Raw genomic sequence first — 17,128 nt, forward strand, 5'->3', positions numbered from 1 at the left:
GCGGGTGCGTTCGCCGAAGGGGGCGCCGGCCGGGGCGCTCGTCGCGGGGAGTCGGGTGAACCCGGGGAGCGTCGGACCGCCGGCTCCCATGACCGGGCCCCCGGCGCTCAACCGTCCGGCGGTACGGCCTCCGCATATACGGGAGACAGGGGAGGCGGCATGACCGCTGCAGCGCCCGCGGCAGACGGCGTTCCCACCGGTGTGCGGGCCGCGGGCGGCTGCGCCGCGGGCGCGGACGCGCGGGGCGGCGGGCCCGCACCGGTGACGGCCGAGCCGTCGGCCGCCACCGGCGGGACGGCGTCGACCGCCCCGGCAGGCCCCGCGCGAAAGAACGGTGCGGAGGACGGCGGGCCCACCCGTCCCGCGAGGATCGCGAAGCCCGGGCGGAGCGCCGCCGCCCGCCCCACCCGCCGTGTGCCCGTCATCCGCATCCGTTTCCGCAGCGGCCTCGTGCTGATCCTGGCGAGCCTCGCCGGACTCGCCATGTTCTTCTGGCCGTTGTTCGGCTCGGCGGAGCCGCGCGTCGGCGGCATGGCACACACCGCCGACGCGCCGCTGGTCTTCGTCGTCGCCATGCCGGTGCTGCTCGCCGTCGTCCTGGCGGAGATGGCCTCCGGGGACATCGACACCAAGGCGCTCGCGATGCTCGGCGTCCTGTCGGCCGTCAACGCGGGGCTGCGCCCGCTGGGCGCGGGGACGGCGGGCATCGAGACGGTGTTCTTCCTGCTCGTGCTCGCCGGACGGGTCTTCGGGCCCGGCTTCGGCTTCGTCCTCGGCGCCACATCGCTGTTCGCGTCGGCGCTGCTCACCGGGGGTGTCGGGCCGTGGCTGCCGTTCCAGATGATCGCGTCCGCGTGGATCGGGCTCGGCGCCGGCCTGCTGCCCAAGCGGGTCACCGGACGAGCGGAGATCGCGCTGCTCGTCGGGTACGGGATCGTCGTCGCCTACGGATTCGGCTTCCTCATGAACATGTGGTTCTGGCCGTTCACGGCCGGGCCCGACACCCAGCTGTCGTTCCAGCCGGGCGCCCCGCTCCTGGACAACCTGCACCGCTTCGCGGCGTTCACGCTCGTCACGTCCACCTTCGGCTGGGACACCGGCCGAGCCGTCACCAACACCGTCGCCATCCTGCTCACCGGTCCCGCCGTCCTCACCGTGCTGCGGCGCGCCGCCCGCCGGGCGGCGTTCGACGCACCGGTCACCTTCACTCCGGCGTCCCGCCGATGATTCCCGAGGAGAGAACCGCATGACACAGTCCGTACGTTCGGGCAGAGGCGCCGCCCTGCCGCTGGCGCTGGTCGGGGCGGCGCTGCTGTCCGCCGGTACGGCGGGGCTCGCGTTCGCCGGCGAGGCGCCGGCGGAGGGGCAGAAGGGTGCTCAGGCGCCCCTGCCCGCAGCGGCCGAGGCCGCCGCCGCCTGGGCGGCACACCAGTTGGACGCGCGCTCCAACGCCCAGTGGGACCATGGCTTGACCGCCGACATCGTCATGGGGCTGGCCTCCACCGGTACCGCCGGAAAGACGGCCGAGCGGGCGACGGACTTTCTGGAGGTCAACGCCGGGCAGTTCATCCAGGCCAAGGGCAAGGGCAAGGTGAACGCCGGAGGAACTGCCAAGCTGGCGCTGGTCGCGGAGATCATGCACCGCAAGCTCAAGGACTTCGGCGGGTACGACCTGTCGGCCCTGCTGCAGGGATCTCTGCAGAAGAACGGCCGGTTCAAGGGCTATGAGGGCGACTCCTCCAATCAGTTCACCCAGTCCCTCGGTGTCCTCGCTCTGCAGCGTGCCGGCGGTGCGCCCAAGGAGGCCGTCGACGTCATCGCGGCCAGCGAGTGCAAGAACGGTGGCTTCCCGCTCGCCCTCAAGGAGAAGCCCAACCCCGACACCTGCACCCCGCACACGGATGCCACCGGCATGGCGGTGCAGGCCCTCCTCGCGGCGGGGCGGACGGCCGAGGCGGAAGCCGGCCTGAAGTGGCTCGTCGAGGAACAGCAACTGCCCAACGGCGGCTTCGCCGACACCAGCCAGACGCCGGGCGCGCCGAAGGACAAGTGGGAAGCGAACGCCAACACCACCGCGCTGGCCGTACAGGCGCTGGTGGCCGGAAGGCGCACCACCGAGGCGGACCGGGGCATCGACTGGCTGCGCAGTGTCCAGGTGGCGTGTGAGGCCAAGAACCCCCATGACCGGGGGGCGGTCGGATGGAAGCAGCGCGTCGTCGACGGCAGCACCCTGCGCGCCACCGCCCAGGCCATCCCCGCACTGGCGCGGCAGCCCCTGGCCGACATCAACGGCGGGAACATGAAGGACGACTCGGTCCCGATGGTCTGCGCTGGAGACACCGGCGACACCGGTTCCAACGGTGGGCGCACGAAGTCGCCCAGCCCTTCCCAGTCCGCCACGACGGGCAACAGCCCGTCCCCCGAACCGTCGACAGCCGCTCCGAGTCAGACGGCCACCGCCACGGCCACGCCGACGGCGACCGCGACGTCCACGTCGGACACCACGACCGGAGGCGGTTCCGGCGGTACGGGTGGCTCCTCGTCCGACACCGGCACGTCGTCCGGTACGAGCACGGGCGCCACCACCGGCTCCGGAACCGACAACGCCAGCGGCAGCCTCGCGCGCACCGGTGCGAACACCGCGTACCCCGTGGCCATCGGCGCGGGCGCGCTGCTGCTCGCCGGGTCGGCCGCTGTCGTCGTGTCGCGGCGGCGCCGCCGGGACGACGCGGGCTGAGCCGCCCACAGCCCCCCCACCACACCACGAAAGGTACGTTCCATGCTCGCTCCGCTGACCCGTAAGGCCCTCGTCGCCACCGCCGCCCTCGGCCTGGCCCTCGCCGCGCCGGCCACCGGCGCCGTGGCCGCCGCCCCCAAGGCCGCCGCCCCGGCGCCCATCACCGTCAACCTCACGGTGAAGGGCTCCGGCGGAGTCCTCTTCAGCGGTGACATCAAGACCACCGGTCACGACGTCACCACCGCCACCGGCGGCACCCACAAGTGCGACGGCACCAACAACAAGGCCAACCCGACCCCGGGTGCCACGCCCACCGCCGCCCTCGACGACGCCTCCAAGAAGAAGGGCTTCACCTGGGACGGCACCTGGTACGCGTCGTTCGACGACTACCTCGTCAACCGCATAGCCAAGGACACCGGGAACGACGAGTACTACTGGAACATCGCCGTCAACGGCACCCCGACCAGCGTCGGCGGCTGCCAGTACAAGCTCAAGCAGGGTGACAAGGTGGCCTTCACCTGGACCGCCCTCTGATCCGCCGCTAACGCGCCCACCCGACCCGCCGCATCCTGAGGACCGTACGCACCATGCACCTCACCGAACTCGCCGCCGTAGGACCCTTCTTCGCGCTCCGCACGGACGACGACGAGCTCGGCGGCCCCGGCCCCGGTGGCTACCTGCCGCTGGGGGAGGGGGCCGTGCGGCTGCGGGTGGAGACCGTGGGGCGGCGGTTGGGGACGGAGGAGGGGCGGGTCGCGGCTTCGGTGGCGTTCCAGGGGGTCGCCGGGCGGCTGCTGTCGGTGGCGCTCGGTGCCGCCGTGCTCGTCGGGCGGGTGCCGGACCTCGCCGGGGACGGGCTCCGGTGGCACCCGCTGCTGACCGCGCCCGACGACCTGTGGCTGCCGGACGCGCCGTTCCTGCCGTCCGGCACGGATCCGGTGGCCGGGATCGCCGCCGCCGTCGTCGAGGGGCGCCTCGCGCCGCTGCACGATCTGTTCCGGACCGCCGTCCCCGTCTCGTCGCGAGTGCTCTGGGGCAACGCGGGGTCGGCGCTCGGGGGCGCCCTGCGGGTGCTGCACGCCTGGTGTGCGGAGCGGGGGCGGGGCGGGGAGGCCGCGCGGGCGGTCGGGTACGCCCGTTCGCTGCTGGAGCATCCGCTGCTGGCGGGGACCGGCCGGCTGACCGGCTCGGCGACCGGGCCGGAGTTCGTCCGTACCACCTGCTGCCTGTACTACCGGGTGCCCTCCGGCGGTATGTGCGGCGACTGCGTCCTGCGCCACCCGCCCCGGGCCGCCGCCGGGGCCGCGCGGGGCTGACGGGCGCGTCCCGTCAGTCGCCGGACGCGGCGCGGGCGCGCGGTCGGGCGCGTACGTGCATCCGCTCGCCCTGCCGCCCGAAGATGCTGAGCATCTCGACCGGGCCCTCCCCAGTGGTGCCGAACCAGTGCGGCAGCCGGGTGTCGAACTCGGCGGCCTCGCCCGGGCCGAGGACCAGGTCGTGGTCGGCCAGGACGAGGCGCAGCCGGCCCGAGAGGACGTAGAGCCACTCGTACCCCTCGTGTGTGCACAGCTCCGGCGTCTTCCTGCTCGCGGGCAGGACGGACTTGAAGGTCTGGAGCGGGCCGGGCTGCCGGGTGAGCGGGACGACGACCTGGCCGTTGGCGCGCCGGGGCGTCATGCGGACGCGGGGGTCGCCGACCTCCGGGGCGCCGACCAGTTCGTCCAGCGGCACCTGGTGCGCCTGCGCGATGGGCAGCAGCAGCTCCAGGCTGGGCCGTCGCTGACCGGACTCCAGGCGCGACAGGGTGCTCTTGGAGATGCCGGTGGCCTCGGACAGCGCCGCCAGGGTCACCCCGCGCTCGGTGCGCAGGCGCTTGAGGCGCGGGCCGACCTCGGACAGGGCGCGGGAGATGGCGGGTGAGTGGTCCACGCCGTCATTGCTACCCGGACGTCCCGGAAATGGCAAGTGGTGTTGCCGCTACGGGGAAGGGGGTGTCCATGGCGGCGCCCACGCGGCTGCTTCCGGGGTGCGGCCAGGGCGCGCGCCCTGGCCTCCGAACGGATCGCCGACGCCCGCGTCCCGCTCGGCGCCGGACCCACCCGAACCGCCGTCGCCGCCGAGCCGCGGGCCTCCCGATGGACACGGGGCCGCGCCCCCTGCGTCCCGGTGACGGCCGCCACCGAGGGCCGAAGCTTGACCGCGGCGGAAAGCCTCGGCCCGTTGCGCCGATCGCGGAAGAGGGCGGGCTAGCCGTCGCGTCGGCGGCCGTCGCGGACCACCGCCAGCCCGCCGACCCGGGTCGTGATGCCCGTCGGCCCGCGTCGGGCCGAAGCGAGCACGCTGGCCGGTCGGCCGAGGGCGTCACCCTGCTCCACCTCGATCGCGACCGTCCGCGCCCCCGTCGTGTCGAGCAGGTGGGCGGCCAGGCAGCCGGTGCTGTTGGCGTTGGCGACGTCCTCGTCGACACCGATCGCCGGCGCGAACATCCGCGCCGCGCCCGGCCGGTCGTCCACCGGCGGTACGTACACGAAGCAGCCGAGGAGCCCGTACCGCCGGCTCGCCTCGGTCAGCGTGCCGAAACGCGGACGGACCCGGAGCAGCGCCGACCGGTCGCGGACCGGTACCAGCATGCGTGGTGTGCCGGGTGAGGCGATCCGCGGCGCGTCGGTCGGATGCAGGTCGTCCGCGGTGAGCCCGAGCGCGGTGACGATCGCGGTGCGCTCGTCCGGTGCCGGGTGACGCAGCGCGACGAGGCCCTGGTCGAACCACACCTCGATGCCGGCGGGGCGGCGGATCGCGATGGTGTCGAACGTGCGGCCGCCGGTGTGCTGGCGGTCGTTCAGCTCGCCCAGCGCGGTGCGGGCCAACCGGACGGCCTGCGCGGCGACGGTGCCGTGGCCGCAGCCGGACAGTTCGGCGGCGGTGAAGAACCGGACCGGAAGGCCACCGTCCGGCGTCCGCACCGGGCCGAGGAACGCCGCGTGCGAGGCGCCGGCCGCGGCGGCGACCGTACGCCGGTCCGCGTCCGTCGCCGCCGGATCGTCGTCGGCGACCGCCGTGGGGCTGCCGCCCCGGCCGTCGCGCCGTACACACGCGTCGACCACCGTGACATCCGGCCAGGACATCGGCCCCCCTTTGACCCTCGACGAATCGGCAACCACAAACGACGTCCCGCCGCCGGCCGGACCCGGCTGCAACGGCCGACCGAACGCGTCCCGGGGCGTACCGTAATGCATCGGCCGGTCCTGTCATCGGCCGGTACCGCCCCGCACCGGATGGCGGATGACGACCGCGCCGCCGGCGGCACGGTGGACGAGGTCTCTTCACGGCGCGAACCCGCGGGCCGCGGACTGTTGCCGGATTGCGCCGGTTCGCGCCGGACCTTGGCTACAGCCCCTTCCCGTTCTTCCCGCAGAGTGCCGCGCCGAGGAAGCGGAAGGCGTCGGCGCCCGCCTTGTCGTTCTTGGTGATGTCGGGGTCGCTGCCGAGGGCGAGCGTCACCTGCCGCCGGCCGTCCGCCGTGCCGAAGCTGAAGGTGGCGTAGCCCGGCACGCTGCCCGTGTGGCCCAGCATGAGCGTGCCGTCCGCGCAGATGTTGGTGGTGCCCTCCAGGCCCAGCCCGTAGGACCGGCCCTCGCGTTCCCCGCCGTCCGGCGTCAGTTCGCGCATCTCCTTGTTCAGCCGGGCGGGCAGCAGGCGGCCTTCGCCGAGGGCGCGGTAGAAGGTGTTCAGGTCGTGGGCGTTGGAGACGACGTTGCCCGGGCCCCGGAAGACGTCCGGGTCGTACGCGGTGATGTCGGTGTAGGGCGCGGTCGGGCGCGGGAACCGCTCGTAGCCGTGCAGGTGGCGGCCGGGGAGCCGGGTGTCGGACGGGACGGAGGTGTTCCGCAGGCGCAGCGGCCGGACGACGCGACGGTCGATCTCGTGGCCGAGCGAGTGGCCGGTGAGGCGCTCGATCAGCAGCCCCAGCACCACGTAGTTGGTGTTCGAGTACTCCCACTTGCCCTTCTCGCCGGGCTCGAAGGGGGACGGCTCGGTGAGGGCCAGGGCGATCAGCTCACGTGGTGTCCAGTGGCGGGTGCGCAGCTTGCCGAGGTCGCCTCCGATGCTCTTGACCAGCGCGTCGGTGTAGTTGGGCAGGCCACTGGTGTGGTGCAGGAGCTGGCGTACGGTGATCCGCTTGCCGTGGCGGCCGGCCGGGATGACGCCCGGCAGGCTGCGGTCCACCGGGTCGTCCAGGCCGACGCGCCCCTCCGCCACCAGTTGCAGCACCACCGTGGCGACCAGGCTCTTGGTGACGCTGCCGGCGCGGAACCGGTCGTCGGGGGAGGGCAGCCGCCCGGAGCGGAGATCCTCCACCCCGGCGGCGCCGCGCCAGACCCCGCGCTCGTCGCGGACCTCCGCGACCGCTCCGGGTATGCCGTCGGCCACCACCGCGCGCAGCGCCCGCCGCAGGTCGGCCCGGTCGGTGGCGCCGTGCTCGCGCGTCCCGTCCGTCCCCTCCGCCCCAGCCGTCCCGCCCGCCCCGCTCGTCCCGGCCGGGGCGGCGAGCGCGGGCGCCGCCCCGGCCAGCAGGGTGGCGGCGAGGAGAGCGGTGACGGTGCGGGTGCGGCGGCGGTGCTGGACGGTCACGGTCATGGAGGCGCCGGGCCTTTCGGAGGGTCGCGGGCGGTGGCCGGCACGGAGTCGGCGGTCACCGCTGGGATGCGCGGTTGTGCGCGATCACCAAGCTTGGCGCCCGCCCCCGCCTTGTTGATCATGCCGGGGGAGGACGCCGTCCCCTAGGGGGATCCGTTACGAACAGGGGGACCCGCCCTCGAACAGCCCGTCCAAGTGCCGGTCGACGGCCGCGAGGGCCGCCTCGGGCGTGACCACGCGCAGTTCGAGGAGGGTGGTGAACCCGGTGAGCGCGAGCAGCAGGTCGGTCTCGATCGCCGGATCGCGGTCGGGGGCGATGTGGCCGTCGGCGATGGCCTGGCGCACCAGGCGTTCCACCGCCTCCCGCCCCTGGAGGAGCCCGGAGCGCGCCCGCGCGTGGACCTCCTCGTCGTGCAGCGCCTCCAGGACGTAGGCGGCGCTCATCCGGCTGTTCGCGCGGGCGTCGGGGTGCAGCGGGAGGGTCTCGGCGAGCATCGCCCGGAGGACGTCCTGGGGGTGCGGGTGCTCGCCCAGTTCCGCCAGGCGGCGGCCGACGCGCAGCGCGGTCTGCTCGGACGCGAAGTCCATGGCGAACGAGAGCATCGCCTCCCGCGAGGCGAAGTAGTGCTGGAGCGACCCGTGGGAGAGGCCCGCCTCCCGTGCGACCTCGCGCAGTGTCGCCTGGGCGACGCCGTGCCGTTCCACCACCCGCCACAGTGCTCGGGCGATCGTCTCGCGGCGTTCGCGGTGGTCGACCTGCTTCGGCATCGTCGGCTGCCTCCCGGGTGGCGTTTTCTTACGGTTGACATAATACAACTGGCCGATAACCCTGGAAAGCGTCTCGCGACAGACGGCCGAAGGGGAGGCGACATGGCGGACCAGCCGAAGGTGCGCACGGCGGAGGGCGTGTTGGAGGGGCGGTGGCGGCAGGGGTGCGCGGAGTTCCGCGGTGTCCCATACGCCGAACCGCCGGTGGGGGCGCTCCGGTTCGCCGCCCCCGTCCCGGCGCGCGGATGGGAGGGGACGCGGCAGGCGGTGGAGCCCGGTCCCACGGCGCCGCAGTCCGGCCCGGTGCAGACCCGGAGGGGCGGCGGCACCGACTGGCTGACGCTCGACATCGGCACCCCCGACCCGGGCGCGGCGGGGCTGCCGGTGCTGGTGTGGATCCCCGGTGGCGGCTATCTGACGGCGGACGCGAGCGACCCCATGTACGACCCGGCCGCCCTGGCCGCGGCGGGGATCGTGGTGGTGAGCGTCAACTACCGCGTGGGCGCGGAGGGTTTCGCGCTGCTGGACGGCGCCCCGGCCAACCGCGGTTTCCTCGACCAGATCGCCGCCCTGCGCTGGGTCCGGCGGAACATCGCCGCCTTCGGCGGGGATCCGGAACGGGTCACCGTCGCCGGCCAGTCCGCGGGCGCCGGCTCGGTCGCCGCCCTGCTGACGATGGAACGGGCGCGGGGCCTGTTCCGGCGCGCCGTCGCCCACTCGGTGCCCGGCGTCCACCTCACCCGCGAACTGGGCGAGCGCGTCACGTGGACGCTCGCGCACCGGCTCGGCGCGGCGCCCACCGCCGCGGCCCTGGCCGCCGTCGACCCGTGGCGCCTGGCCGACGAGGTCACGGCGCTCGGCGCCGAACTCCCCGGGCCGTACGGGGAGTGGGGACGGCTCGCCCGCATCGGCGTCGCCGTCGGACCCGTCGTCGACGGCGAGGTGCTCCCCGAGTCGCCCTGGACCGCGCTCGGCGCCGGCCGCGCGACCGGCACCGAACTCCTCGTCGGCCACACGCGCGACGAGTTCCGGCTCTTCAGCGTCATGAGCGGCCGGGCGGGCACCTTCACGGACGAGGAGGCGCGGACCGCCCTGGACCTGTTCGCCCCGCGACCGGGTGGGGCCGACGCCTACCGCGCCGCCTTCCCCCGGGCCACCGCGGAGGACCTGCTGGAGACGGTCTACTCGGACGCCCTCTTCCGGATGCCGTCCCTCTGCCTGGCCCGGGCGAACGCGGCGGCGGGCGGCACGTCGTACCTCTTCGAACTCGCCCTCGCCGCACCGGCCTTCGGGGGCGCCCTCGGCGCCTGCCACAGCCTCGACGTCCCCCTGGCGTTCGGCACGCTCGACAGCCCCAACGGCGTCGGACTCCTCGGCGAGCACCCCACCGCCGCCGCCCGCGCGGTGTCCCGCGAACTCCTGCGCGCCTGGACGGACTTCGTCACCTCGGGCGACCCCGGCTGGTCGGCCGCCGGTCCCGACGCGTGGACGACCCGCGTGCTGGACGCCGATTCCCGCACGCGCCCCTATCCCGAGGAGGCGTCGGCCCGTATCTGGGAGCGGCACCGGCCCACGCCCTTCGGCCTCGGCGAGTAGCCCGGAGGCCCGGGACGCCGCTCGCCGTCGCCTGTGACAGGCTGTGCCGACCGCTGATCACCGATCATCGATCACCGGTCACGTACCCGACGACGCCCCACCCTTGGAGGACCGATGGCCACCCTGCGGACGATCCACGACGTACCGGTATGGATGTGCGACGCCGACGGCGCGGCGATCCGCGGTGAGGCCGACGTCCTGGACCTGATAGGCGACGCCGGCTACCACGGCGCCCAGTGGGTCGCCCTCCCCGCCGAGCGGCTCGACGAGGCGTTCTTCCGGCTCCGCACCCGCTTCGCGGGCGACGTCGTGCAGAAGTTCGCGAACTACCGGATGGGCCTCGCCGTCATCGGCGATATCTCCCGGTACACGGCGGACAGTTCCGCGCTGCGCGACTTCGTCCGCGAGTGCGACCGGGGGCGGCAGACGTGGTTCCTCGCCGACCTCGGGGAACTGGAGGAGCGGCTGAGGGCCTGAGGGGCCGACCGGGCCGCGAGGCGCCGGTCAGGGACGTCACTCCTGCCTGCCGCGGGGCGCGCCCCGCGGCGTTCCGCCCACGGTGAAGTCCGGCCCCACACGCTCCAACCGTCACTACAGTCCGGTTCCATGACGACGATCACCACACGCACGGTGGAGTACCCCGCTGACGGCCTGACCATGTTCGGGCACCTGGCGCTCCCCGCCGGCGCCGGCCGCCGGCCCGCGGTCCTGCTCGGCCCGGAGGGGCCGGGCCTGAACGACGTCCTGCGCCACCGGGCCGACGCCCTGGCCGAACTGGGCTACGTGACCCTGGCGTTCGACCTGCACGGCGGGCGCTGGTTCACCGACCCCCAGGAGATGCTGGCGCGGTGCACCCCGCTGCTCGCCGACCCCGACCGGATGCGCGCGATGGGCCACGCCGCGCTCGACGTCCTGCGCGCCGAACCGCGGACCGACCCGGACCGGATCGCCGCCATCGGCTACGGGACCGGGGGCGCGATCGCGCTGGAACTCGGCCGCGACGGAGTCGACTTCCGGGCCATCGGGACGATCAACGCGGTGACCACGGGCCGCCCGGGCGAGGCGGCGCGCATCCGCTGCCCGGTGTGGGCCGGGGTCGGCTCGGAGGACCCGATGATGCCCGCCGCCCAACGGGACGCCTTCGCCGCCGAGATGCAGGCCGCGGGCGTCGACTGGCGCCTGATGGTCTACGGCGGAGCCCTCCACGCCTTCCACCACCCGCCGATCGACCACCCCGACCAGATCCTGCTCCCCGGCGTCGGCCACCACCCACGGCACGCGGAACGCGCCTGGCACGACCTCGTCGGCCTGCTGGCCGAGTGCGTGCCCGTGACGGAATGAGCCGGGGCGCCGTCGCCCGACCGCCATGGGCAGGGCCCGCCCGCTCGGGGCGTGTGGATCCGGTCGGGGCGCCGGTCAGCCGGGGCTGACGGTGCCGCGTGCGTACATCAACGTCCCGGTTCCGTAGGCGAGATGAGTCGTACCGTCCTTGCCGAACTCCAGGGACGGCCAGCCGCCGCCGGTGGCGACCGGCTGACTGGTCCACCCCGCGGGCCCGCGCCTGGCGAGCACGACCTGACCGCCGTCGAGGTAGGCGACGAACAGGGTCTGGTGCGGGTCGCCCGCGGCGGAAGGGAACCGGGGGCCGTTGGCGTCGTTGCCCGCGGCGACCACCTCGATCGTCGGCTCCGACCCCAGCGAGCCGGACCAGGCGCGCACGGTGCGGGTCCGGACGTCGGCGTACGCGACGAGCACCTTGGCGAAGAGGCCCCGGGCCATGGACACGCTCTCGGCGGCGCGCATCTCCGAGTCGATCACACTGTTGACGAAGGTCGGCGGATGGGTGTCCCCGACGTCGCTGACCTCTTCCTGCGCCAGCTTCAGCGGTTGCGGGATCACGGGCGACCCGTCGTCGAAGCCTTGGAAGTAGGCGAGCCTGAGCCCGGCGCTGCTGTCGAAGGCCAGCGACAGGCCCGTCCTCACATCGCTCGGTCCGTCGACGCCGCTGATCTGCCAGGATCCGCCGACCTTCCGCGCGACCGCCGCGGAGTCGCCGTGGAACCCGTCGCGGTACCCGACGGTCGGGGTGTCGGCGAAGGGCGGATCGTTCAGGTTCGGCTCGATCTGCATGGAGACGTCGGCGGCGGAGCGCACGATGATCCCGGCCTGGGTGGGGATCTCCTCGAGGGACCAGCCGTCGTCGCGCCTGGTGCCGAAGATCGCGTTGTCGCTGTTGCCGTCCCGGTAGGCGATGTGCGGGACGCCGCCCGAGTCGAAGCTCAGACTGATCCGCACGTCGTCCCCCGCGGCGATGCCGCCCGTGTCCTCGTGCGTCCATTGACCGTTCAGCCGACGGGCCACCCTCACGGCGGTGCCGGCCGCGGTACCGACCACGTAGGCGATGGCGGGCGCCCCGCTGCCGTCCACGGTGAGGGAGGACTGCCCGAGAACGGAGGAGTCATCGACAGCCTCTACGGTGAACTGAAGGGCATGAGTGGTCATGGCGAAGGCCTCCTTTCCACACGGGAGAGGTGCGGGTGCGACGCCTCGAAGGGTGCGGCCCTGCCATGTCTCCTACAGGTTACGACGCTCACCGGCGGCCTGCTGACCGGAGCGCTGACTCGACCGCCCTGTCAAGCCGGCTCTCACGCACACGAACGACCGACGACGGCCCCCGTCCTCATGCGGGCCGGCATCTGGCCCGTGCACCCCTTCGCCGACCCCGGAATGGTCCAGCTCGGCGAGTGGCTGCCGATGCACTGGCGCGAGCTCAAACAGCCCCAGCGCCGCCGGCTCGCTGCCCTGGGACTGAGCCCGGACGTCACCGAGTCCCGTGAGCGCGAGTCCTTCGCCGAGGTCGTCCAGCACACCCTCACCACCCACGCCCGCCCCCTCTTCGCCCGCATGCTCCACGACGGCTCGCCCCTCTTCGAGGAACAGGTGGTGGACCCGGACGGGCCCGTCAGGCCGTTCGCCGCCTGTCGGAAGGGCCGTACCGGGAAGACGGCGATGCCCAGCTTCTCGAAGTCCTGGACCTCCACTTCGCCGCCCAAGCCTTCCTCTCATGACGCCACGAAACAGGAGAGACATGTTCGCCATGCGTTCGGCCACGTCCGACGACATTCCCGCCGTCGAAGGCATGATCCTCGCCCGCTCCGCATGGCTGGAGGAGCGCGGCCTGCCGAGCTGGAGGGAGAACGCTGCCGACCTCGCAGGGCAGGCGGAGAACCTCGAGGGCGACGTCTGGGTCCTTGCCGACGACGAGGACGAGAAGGTCATCGGCTTCATCACCGTGCAGGACCAGACCCCGCGGTGGGGCTGGACGGACGAGGAACTGGCCGAGCCGGCGTACTACCTGTACTCCAGCGTCACCGACCCCGCGTACCGCCGACACAAGCCCGGGACCACCATGGCCCTGTGGGCCGTCGACCGAGCCGCCGCCGAGGGCAAGACCTGGGTCCGCCGCGGCTGCAACTTCCCCGGCCTGGTCGCCTACAACGAGAGCCAGGGCTTCCGACTCCTCCACGAAGTCCAGCGCACCAACACCCGCGTCTATCTCATGGCGCGGCGTGCCCAGGCCGTCAAGGACCTCCACGAGCGCTTCGCCGTTCTCCGGGGCTGACGCGGGGCCACGCTTCCCCCGCTGTGCGCGGCGGGGCGGGACGGGGCCTGATTCTGCCTCGGGCTTTCAGTCGCCGTCCTCCAGGCGGAAGCCGATCTTCAGGCCGACCTGGTAGTGGCCGACGCCGCCGCCCTCCGCGAAGTGGCCGCGGATCTGCACCACTTCGAACCAGTCGGAGTCAGCTTGCACAAAACCTGTCGCTAGGTCAAGTTCTCGCAGGTCAGGGCCGTGTTCGAGTGGAACCGGCCAGTCCTGGCCAACTTATTTAGTTAGTTTGATTCCTAGAGGTGGGTCCCGGTAGGCTCCGTGCCAACGAAGCTCAAGCACTGGATGATCGGCGCTGCTCAAGCCGCCCAGTCGAGTCAGGGGAACGCGACCAGCGACCCGACTGGGCGCCGCGCCGGCGCAGGTTCCAAGGATGGAGATAGATGCCCAATCAGCGGTCCACGGAGACGGTTCAGAGGAACCTTCTCAAGGGTGCCGAGAACGGAACGTTCAACATCACCGAGATCCGTCTCAGCTCTGAGGCGACCTTCCGAACTGATGTTGAGAAGTGGATGAGTGAGAACGCTGGTGTCTCTGCTCAGACGGTCCGAGGGGCCGACTTCTATCAGCTCTTCCAAGAGTGGTCGAAGAAAGTTCCGAAGAGTCACGAGAAGACCATCGAAGAAGCTGTTGAGGAAGAGGTGAGGGTCGAGTCTCAGGGGCATGAGCGCACTGTCGAGGAAGAGCTGGACGATCTTCCTTACAGCACTGCGATCGAAGGTCCCAAGGGTCGCCCACTTCTCGACAAGAAGGCGTGGCACGGCATCGCAGGGGAGATCCTGGAGTACGTATCGCCCGACACCGAGGCTGACCCTGCGGGCATTCTCGCAACCCTTCTGAGTACCTTCTCGTGCATGGTCGGCCACGACCGCATCGTTCACGGCCCAGTGAAGCAGCGAGTCAACGTCTGGACCATCCTCATCGGCGAGACCGGCGAAGGACGGAAGGGTACGGCAACCGACCGCGCCCTTGAGGTGCTACACAGGGTCGGGGACTCGTTCTTCAAGAACAACACCACGACCTCGCTCAGCTCCGGCGAAGGTCTCATCTACTCCGTCCGTGATGGCATGGACGAGGAAGAGATCGCGCGCCGCGAGGAGAACGGTCAGAAGGTGGACTACGGAGTCGACGACAAACGTCTCCTGGTGATGTCCACCGAGTTCGCCACCATCATGCAGAAGACCCACGGCAGCACGCTCGGCCCGGTCATGCGCGACGCCTGGGACGGCAAGACCCTCAACATCCACTCCATGGATGCGGAGGTCGCTACCGACCCGCACATCACGATCGTGGGCCACGTCACCGGACAGGAATTCGCCGACCGGCAGAAGACCGCGGAAATGGCTGGCGGCACGTGGAACAGGTTCAGTCCGATCTTCGTGCACCGGCCTCACGAGATCCCGTGGCCCGAGGACCCGGACGACTGGGAGCAGCGCCTCGAAGACTTCGCTATGAGGCTTCGCGATGCCGCCTACAAGGCAGGCCGGGGAGATGACCCGGTGGTGTGGAGCAAGGAAGCTCAGCTCATGTACCGCCGAGAGATCTACCGCGAGTACGCCAACACCTCGAATGACAACGAGGTCATGAAGCAGTTCACCACCAGGCGACTGCCGAACCTCGTTCGAGTGGCTGGCACGTACGCGCTCATGGACGGACGTGATGTCGTCTCACTGGAAGACCTCGAAGCGGCCAAGGCATTCGTGGATTACTCGATCGCGTCAGCTCGGTTCGTCCTCGGTGAGTTCATGTCTGGCACCAGTGGACGTGCGGTGATGAAGGCTGAGGAGCGAGACGCGCAGGACAAGGAGATCCTGGCCAGGGCGTTGCAGCAGGCTGGCGAGGAAGGTCTGACTCGCACCTTCATCCAGCAGAAGACCTTGAAGTACCGGCGCAAGAAGGACGAGATCTCCGGGTTCATCGCAGACCTGGGCGCCGTTGTCGTGAAGCGCGGTTCGGGCGGCAGGCCCACGGAGTTCGTGGTCCACCCGGACTTCGCACCCATGGACAACGCGTAGAGAACCGCTGATCGAACACAGGGAAGAGTGCTTGTGAGCAGGACCAACAATTTGGGCTTCGCGCGCCTCGCGGCCGAGGCGATGAACGCAACTTACCTCCGGGCTGGACTGATTGAAGCTGTGGAGCTGGATGACGAGCGTTTCGCGGATTGGATGCGCCGGAACTTTGCGGGCAAGGTCAACGGTCACGATCTACTCCGCATGGAGCCCAACCTCGTGCGTGCAGCGGTCAAGGTGTGCCTTGCGGAGGAAGCTAAGACGCCTGTCTTCGCTCGCACCGTCCGGGCGTACAAGGAGCGCAGCGACAAGCAGAACTGGGATGACCTGTTGGAGCAGGTGAGTCGTGTCGCCTGTCACGACTACGAGTCCACCAGGGACGACCATCGGAAGACGATGGAACTGCTGTGGAACTACTTCGAAGGCAAGGGCTCGTGGCTGCGTGAGCACTACGAGCAGGCCAAGGGCGTCCGCGATGACTCGAAGCTCGGCATCTTCGTGAAGGTCTATGAGAGTACGGTCGGGCTCGCCAAATAGGGTTGTGGATGTAAAGAGTCAAGAGGCAAAGGTCTGTGAGTGAATGAGATGTTTGCCTCTTCTCTTTGGGTTGGCACTTGACACCCACATACCTCAGTATGGATTGCATGAGAGGCAAGCAAGATCCTGGAAGCCTGATCGTGTCCACGCTTGAGAAGGCGTGGAGAGATATCCAGCAGCACAACCCTTCAGTGCCTGAAGTCATCTTCATCACCGGAACCGGTGTCGAGAAGGACGGTGTGAAGTGGGGCCACTTCCATGCAGAGCAGTGGGTCACCGAGTCCGGTCGGGTGCACGAACTCTTCGTCTCGGGCGAGGCCCTTAATCGTGAGCCCGTCGAGACCATGACCACCCTCCTCCATGAAGCCGCGCACGGCGTCGGCTACGAGCAGGGCGTCAAGAACACCTCTCGGAGGGGGAAGTATCACAACAGGAAGTTCGTCCAACTCGCCGGGAACCTCGGCCTCATGTGGCCGGACGGGCAGAAGCCGGACACGACGAGGGGGTTCTCCGAGGTCGTCATGAGGCCCGAGACGGTCACGCTGTACGCGGCGACGATCGAAGCCCTCAAAGCCGGGCGGGCGGCGTGGCGGGAGCTGGGACTCGCGCCGGCCGATGAGGTGAAACCCAAGTCCACGAACACCAAGCCGAAGGCTGAGTGTGCCTGCCCCGGCCGGTACATCTGGACCGCGCGACGGACGCTGGAGGAAGCTCCCGTCATCTGCGGCACCTGCGAGGAGGAGTTCCAGATAGCCGCGTAACGAGAAAGAGCCCCCGACTGACGGGATGACTGGATCATCGTGTCAGCCGGGGGCGTCTCTCAGCTGGTCAACCGGTACGTGCCGGTATCGAGGTTCACGTCAGCGATGCGGGGTAGCTCGTGCGTGTCCGTCACCTGTGGAGCTGTCTGCTTGCGCAGGGCCTTGTTCTCCGTCAGGAGCAGCGCGAGCTGTCTCTCGTGGCCTTCCAGCTCGGGGGTCTCCGCGAGGGCTTCCTCTGTCTTCTGGTCCTCCACCTTCTGGACCTGGTAGCCGCCGAACAGGGTCGTGGCGACGACGCCAAGAATCGCTTCCTGGGGCAGCCCGGGTATGTACACCGTGAACAGAGCCAGCAGGGCGCTCACGAGGCCGAGCGCCTTGGCAGGGTTTTCCTTGATCTTGTCGAGCATGATGC

17 protein-coding genes and 1 pseudogene are annotated in these 17,128 nt (G+C 71.1%); 11 read left to right on the forward strand and 7 right to left on the reverse strand.

Going from position 1 to position 17,128, the window contains the following annotated elements; genetic code table 11:
• Positions 1-414: 414 nt before the first annotated feature.
• From J7W19_RS28950 to J7W19_RS28965, 4 genes are read left to right on the forward strand one after another with little or no spacing between them, the layout of a single operon-like run.
• Positions 415-1,227, forward strand: a complete 813-nt coding sequence (locus J7W19_RS28950; RefSeq protein WP_040887445.1) for an ECF transporter S component — start codon at positions 415-417, stop codon at positions 1,225-1,227.
• 19 nt (positions 1,228-1,246) lie between these two features.
• A complete protein-coding gene (locus J7W19_RS28955; RefSeq protein ID WP_004938235.1) occupies positions 1,247-2,737 on the forward strand; it encodes an LPXTG cell wall anchor domain-containing protein in 1,491 nt (496 codons plus the stop codon).
• A gap of 42 nt (positions 2,738-2,779) precedes the next feature.
• A complete protein-coding gene (locus tag J7W19_RS28960) occupies positions 2,780-3,271 on the forward strand; it encodes a DUF4430 domain-containing protein (RefSeq protein ID WP_004938234.1) in 492 nt (163 codons plus the stop codon).
• 53 nt (positions 3,272-3,324) lie between these two features.
• A complete protein-coding gene (locus tag J7W19_RS28965; protein WP_004938231.1) occupies positions 3,325-4,053 on the forward strand; it encodes a (2Fe-2S)-binding protein in 729 nt (242 codons plus the stop codon).
• Positions 4,054-4,066: 13 nt separating this feature from the next.
• Here J7W19_RS28965 and J7W19_RS28970 read toward each other — a convergent pair whose 3' ends face one another.
• From J7W19_RS28970 to J7W19_RS28985, 4 genes are all read right to left on the reverse strand, one after another.
• The gene (locus J7W19_RS28970; RefSeq protein ID WP_004938228.1) at positions 4,067-4,666 is read right to left on the reverse strand and encodes a helix-turn-helix domain-containing protein; all 600 of its coding nucleotides are present in this window, start codon (positions 4,664-4,666) and stop codon (positions 4,067-4,069) included.
• A 317-nt stretch (positions 4,667-4,983) separates the two neighbouring features.
• A complete protein-coding gene (locus J7W19_RS28975; protein ID WP_004938224.1) occupies positions 4,984-5,862 on the reverse strand; it encodes a PhzF family phenazine biosynthesis protein in 879 nt (292 codons plus the stop codon).
• A gap of 262 nt (positions 5,863-6,124) precedes the next feature.
• Positions 6,125-7,375 carry a serine hydrolase domain-containing protein gene (locus J7W19_RS28980; protein WP_004938222.1) on the reverse strand — a complete coding sequence of 417 codons (1,251 nt, stop codon included), beginning with the start codon at positions 7,373-7,375 and terminating at the stop codon, positions 6,125-6,127.
• 156 nt (positions 7,376-7,531) lie between these two features.
• Positions 7,532-8,143, reverse strand: coding sequence for a TetR/AcrR family transcriptional regulator (locus J7W19_RS28985; protein WP_004938219.1), 612 nt, complete (start codon positions 8,141-8,143; stop codon positions 7,532-7,534).
• A 102-nt stretch (positions 8,144-8,245) separates the two neighbouring features.
• Here J7W19_RS28985 and J7W19_RS28990 point away from each other — a divergent pair, with 102 nt between their 5' ends.
• The 3 genes from J7W19_RS28990 (at position 8,246) to J7W19_RS29000 (ending at position 11,080) form a co-directional block, all read left to right on the forward strand.
• Positions 8,246-9,739: a carboxylesterase/lipase family protein gene (locus J7W19_RS28990; protein WP_004938212.1), complete on the forward strand. Its 1,494-nt coding sequence runs from the start codon at positions 8,246-8,248 to the stop codon at positions 9,737-9,739.
• 114 nt (positions 9,740-9,853) lie between these two features.
• Positions 9,854-10,216: a DUF4180 domain-containing protein gene (locus J7W19_RS28995; protein WP_004938209.1), complete on the forward strand. Its 363-nt coding sequence runs from the start codon at positions 9,854-9,856 to the stop codon at positions 10,214-10,216.
• Positions 10,217-10,345: 129 nt separating this feature from the next.
• Positions 10,346-11,080, forward strand: a complete 735-nt coding sequence (locus tag J7W19_RS29000; protein ID WP_004938206.1) for a dienelactone hydrolase family protein — start codon at positions 10,346-10,348, stop codon at positions 11,078-11,080.
• Between the two features lie 75 nt (positions 11,081-11,155).
• On the opposite strand, the gene J7W19_RS29005 is transcribed toward J7W19_RS29000, so the two are convergent.
• Positions 11,156-12,241 (reverse strand): hypothetical protein, encoded by a 1,086-nt coding sequence (locus J7W19_RS29005; protein WP_004938202.1) that lies wholly within the window; start codon positions 12,239-12,241, stop codon positions 11,156-11,158.
• A gap of 586 nt (positions 12,242-12,827) precedes the next feature.
• On the opposite strand from J7W19_RS29005, the gene J7W19_RS29010 reads away from it, so the two are divergent.
• Positions 12,828-13,361 carry a GNAT family N-acetyltransferase gene (locus J7W19_RS29010; RefSeq protein WP_004938197.1) on the forward strand — a complete coding sequence of 178 codons (534 nt, stop codon included), beginning with the start codon at positions 12,828-12,830 and terminating at the stop codon, positions 13,359-13,361.
• Between the two features lie 66 nt (positions 13,362-13,427).
• On the opposite strand, the pseudogene J7W19_RS29015 reads toward J7W19_RS29010, so the two are convergent.
• Positions 13,428-13,535, reverse strand: a pseudogene (locus tag J7W19_RS29015) (dodecin family protein); the annotation flags it as partial.
• 254 nt (positions 13,536-13,789) lie between these two features.
• On the opposite strand from J7W19_RS29015, the gene J7W19_RS29020 reads away from it, so the two are divergent.
• From J7W19_RS29020 to J7W19_RS29030, 3 genes are all read left to right on the forward strand, one after another.
• Positions 13,790-15,421, forward strand: a complete 1,632-nt coding sequence (locus J7W19_RS29020) for a YfjI family protein (protein ID WP_004938192.1) — start codon at positions 13,790-13,792, stop codon at positions 15,419-15,421.
• Between the two features lie 33 nt (positions 15,422-15,454).
• Positions 15,455-15,955 carry a hypothetical protein gene (locus J7W19_RS29025; protein WP_004938188.1) on the forward strand — a complete coding sequence of 167 codons (501 nt, stop codon included), beginning with the start codon at positions 15,455-15,457 and terminating at the stop codon, positions 15,953-15,955.
• Positions 15,956-16,062: 107 nt separating this feature from the next.
• Positions 16,063-16,716, forward strand: a complete 654-nt coding sequence (locus tag J7W19_RS29030) for a hypothetical protein (RefSeq protein ID WP_158688713.1) — start codon at positions 16,063-16,065, stop codon at positions 16,714-16,716.
• A gap of 59 nt (positions 16,717-16,775) precedes the next feature.
• Here the strand turns inward: J7W19_RS29030 and J7W19_RS29035 are convergent, their stop codons facing one another.
• On the reverse strand, positions 16,776-17,123 hold the full coding sequence (locus tag J7W19_RS29035; protein WP_004938182.1) for a hypothetical protein: 348 nt from the start codon (positions 17,121-17,123) through the stop codon (positions 16,776-16,778).
• Positions 17,124-17,128 lie beyond the last annotated feature (5 nt).

It is taken from the genome of Streptomyces mobaraensis NBRC 13819 = DSM 40847 (genome assembly GCF_017916255.1).
Lineage (GTDB): Bacteria > Actinomycetota > Actinomycetes > Streptomycetales > Streptomycetaceae > Streptomyces > Streptomyces mobaraensis.

Bases quoted from the DNA above. Each gene is read 5' to 3' on its own strand.
- J7W19_RS28955 (WP_004938235.1), top strand. From the start codon at position 1,247: ATGACACAGTCCGTACGTTCGGGCAGAGGCGCCGCCCTGCCGCTGGCG.
- J7W19_RS28960 (WP_004938234.1), top strand. From the start codon at position 2,780: ATGCTCGCTCCGCTGACCCGTAAGGCCCTCGTCGCCACCGCCGCCCTC.
- J7W19_RS28965 (WP_004938231.1), top strand. From the start codon at position 3,325: ATGCACCTCACCGAACTCGCCGCCGTAGGACCCTTCTTCGCGCTCCGC.
- J7W19_RS28975 (WP_004938224.1), bottom strand. From the start codon at position 5,862: ATGTCCTGGCCGGATGTCACGGTGGTCGACGCGTGTGTACGGCGCGAC.
- J7W19_RS28980 (WP_004938222.1), bottom strand. From the start codon at position 7,375: ATGACCGTGACCGTCCAGCACCGCCGCCGCACCCGCACCGTCACCGCT.
- J7W19_RS28985 (WP_004938219.1), bottom strand. From the start codon at position 8,143: ATGCCGAAGCAGGTCGACCACCGCGAACGCCGCGAGACGATCGCCCGA.
- J7W19_RS28990 (WP_004938212.1), top strand. From the start codon at position 8,246: ATGGCGGACCAGCCGAAGGTGCGCACGGCGGAGGGCGTGTTGGAGGGG.
- J7W19_RS28995 (WP_004938209.1), top strand. From the start codon at position 9,854: ATGGCCACCCTGCGGACGATCCACGACGTACCGGTATGGATGTGCGAC.
- J7W19_RS29000 (WP_004938206.1), top strand. From the start codon at position 10,346: ATGACGACGATCACCACACGCACGGTGGAGTACCCCGCTGACGGCCTG.
- J7W19_RS29005 (WP_004938202.1), bottom strand. From the start codon at position 12,241: ATGACCACTCATGCCCTTCAGTTCACCGTAGAGGCTGTCGATGACTCC.
- J7W19_RS29010 (WP_004938197.1), top strand. From the start codon at position 12,828: ATGTTCGCCATGCGTTCGGCCACGTCCGACGACATTCCCGCCGTCGAA.
- J7W19_RS29020 (WP_004938192.1), top strand. From the start codon at position 13,790: ATGCCCAATCAGCGGTCCACGGAGACGGTTCAGAGGAACCTTCTCAAG.
- J7W19_RS29030 (WP_158688713.1), top strand. From the start codon at position 16,063: ATGAGAGGCAAGCAAGATCCTGGAAGCCTGATCGTGTCCACGCTTGAG.
- J7W19_RS29035 (WP_004938182.1), bottom strand. From the start codon at position 17,123: ATGCTCGACAAGATCAAGGAAAACCCTGCCAAGGCGCTCGGCCTCGTG.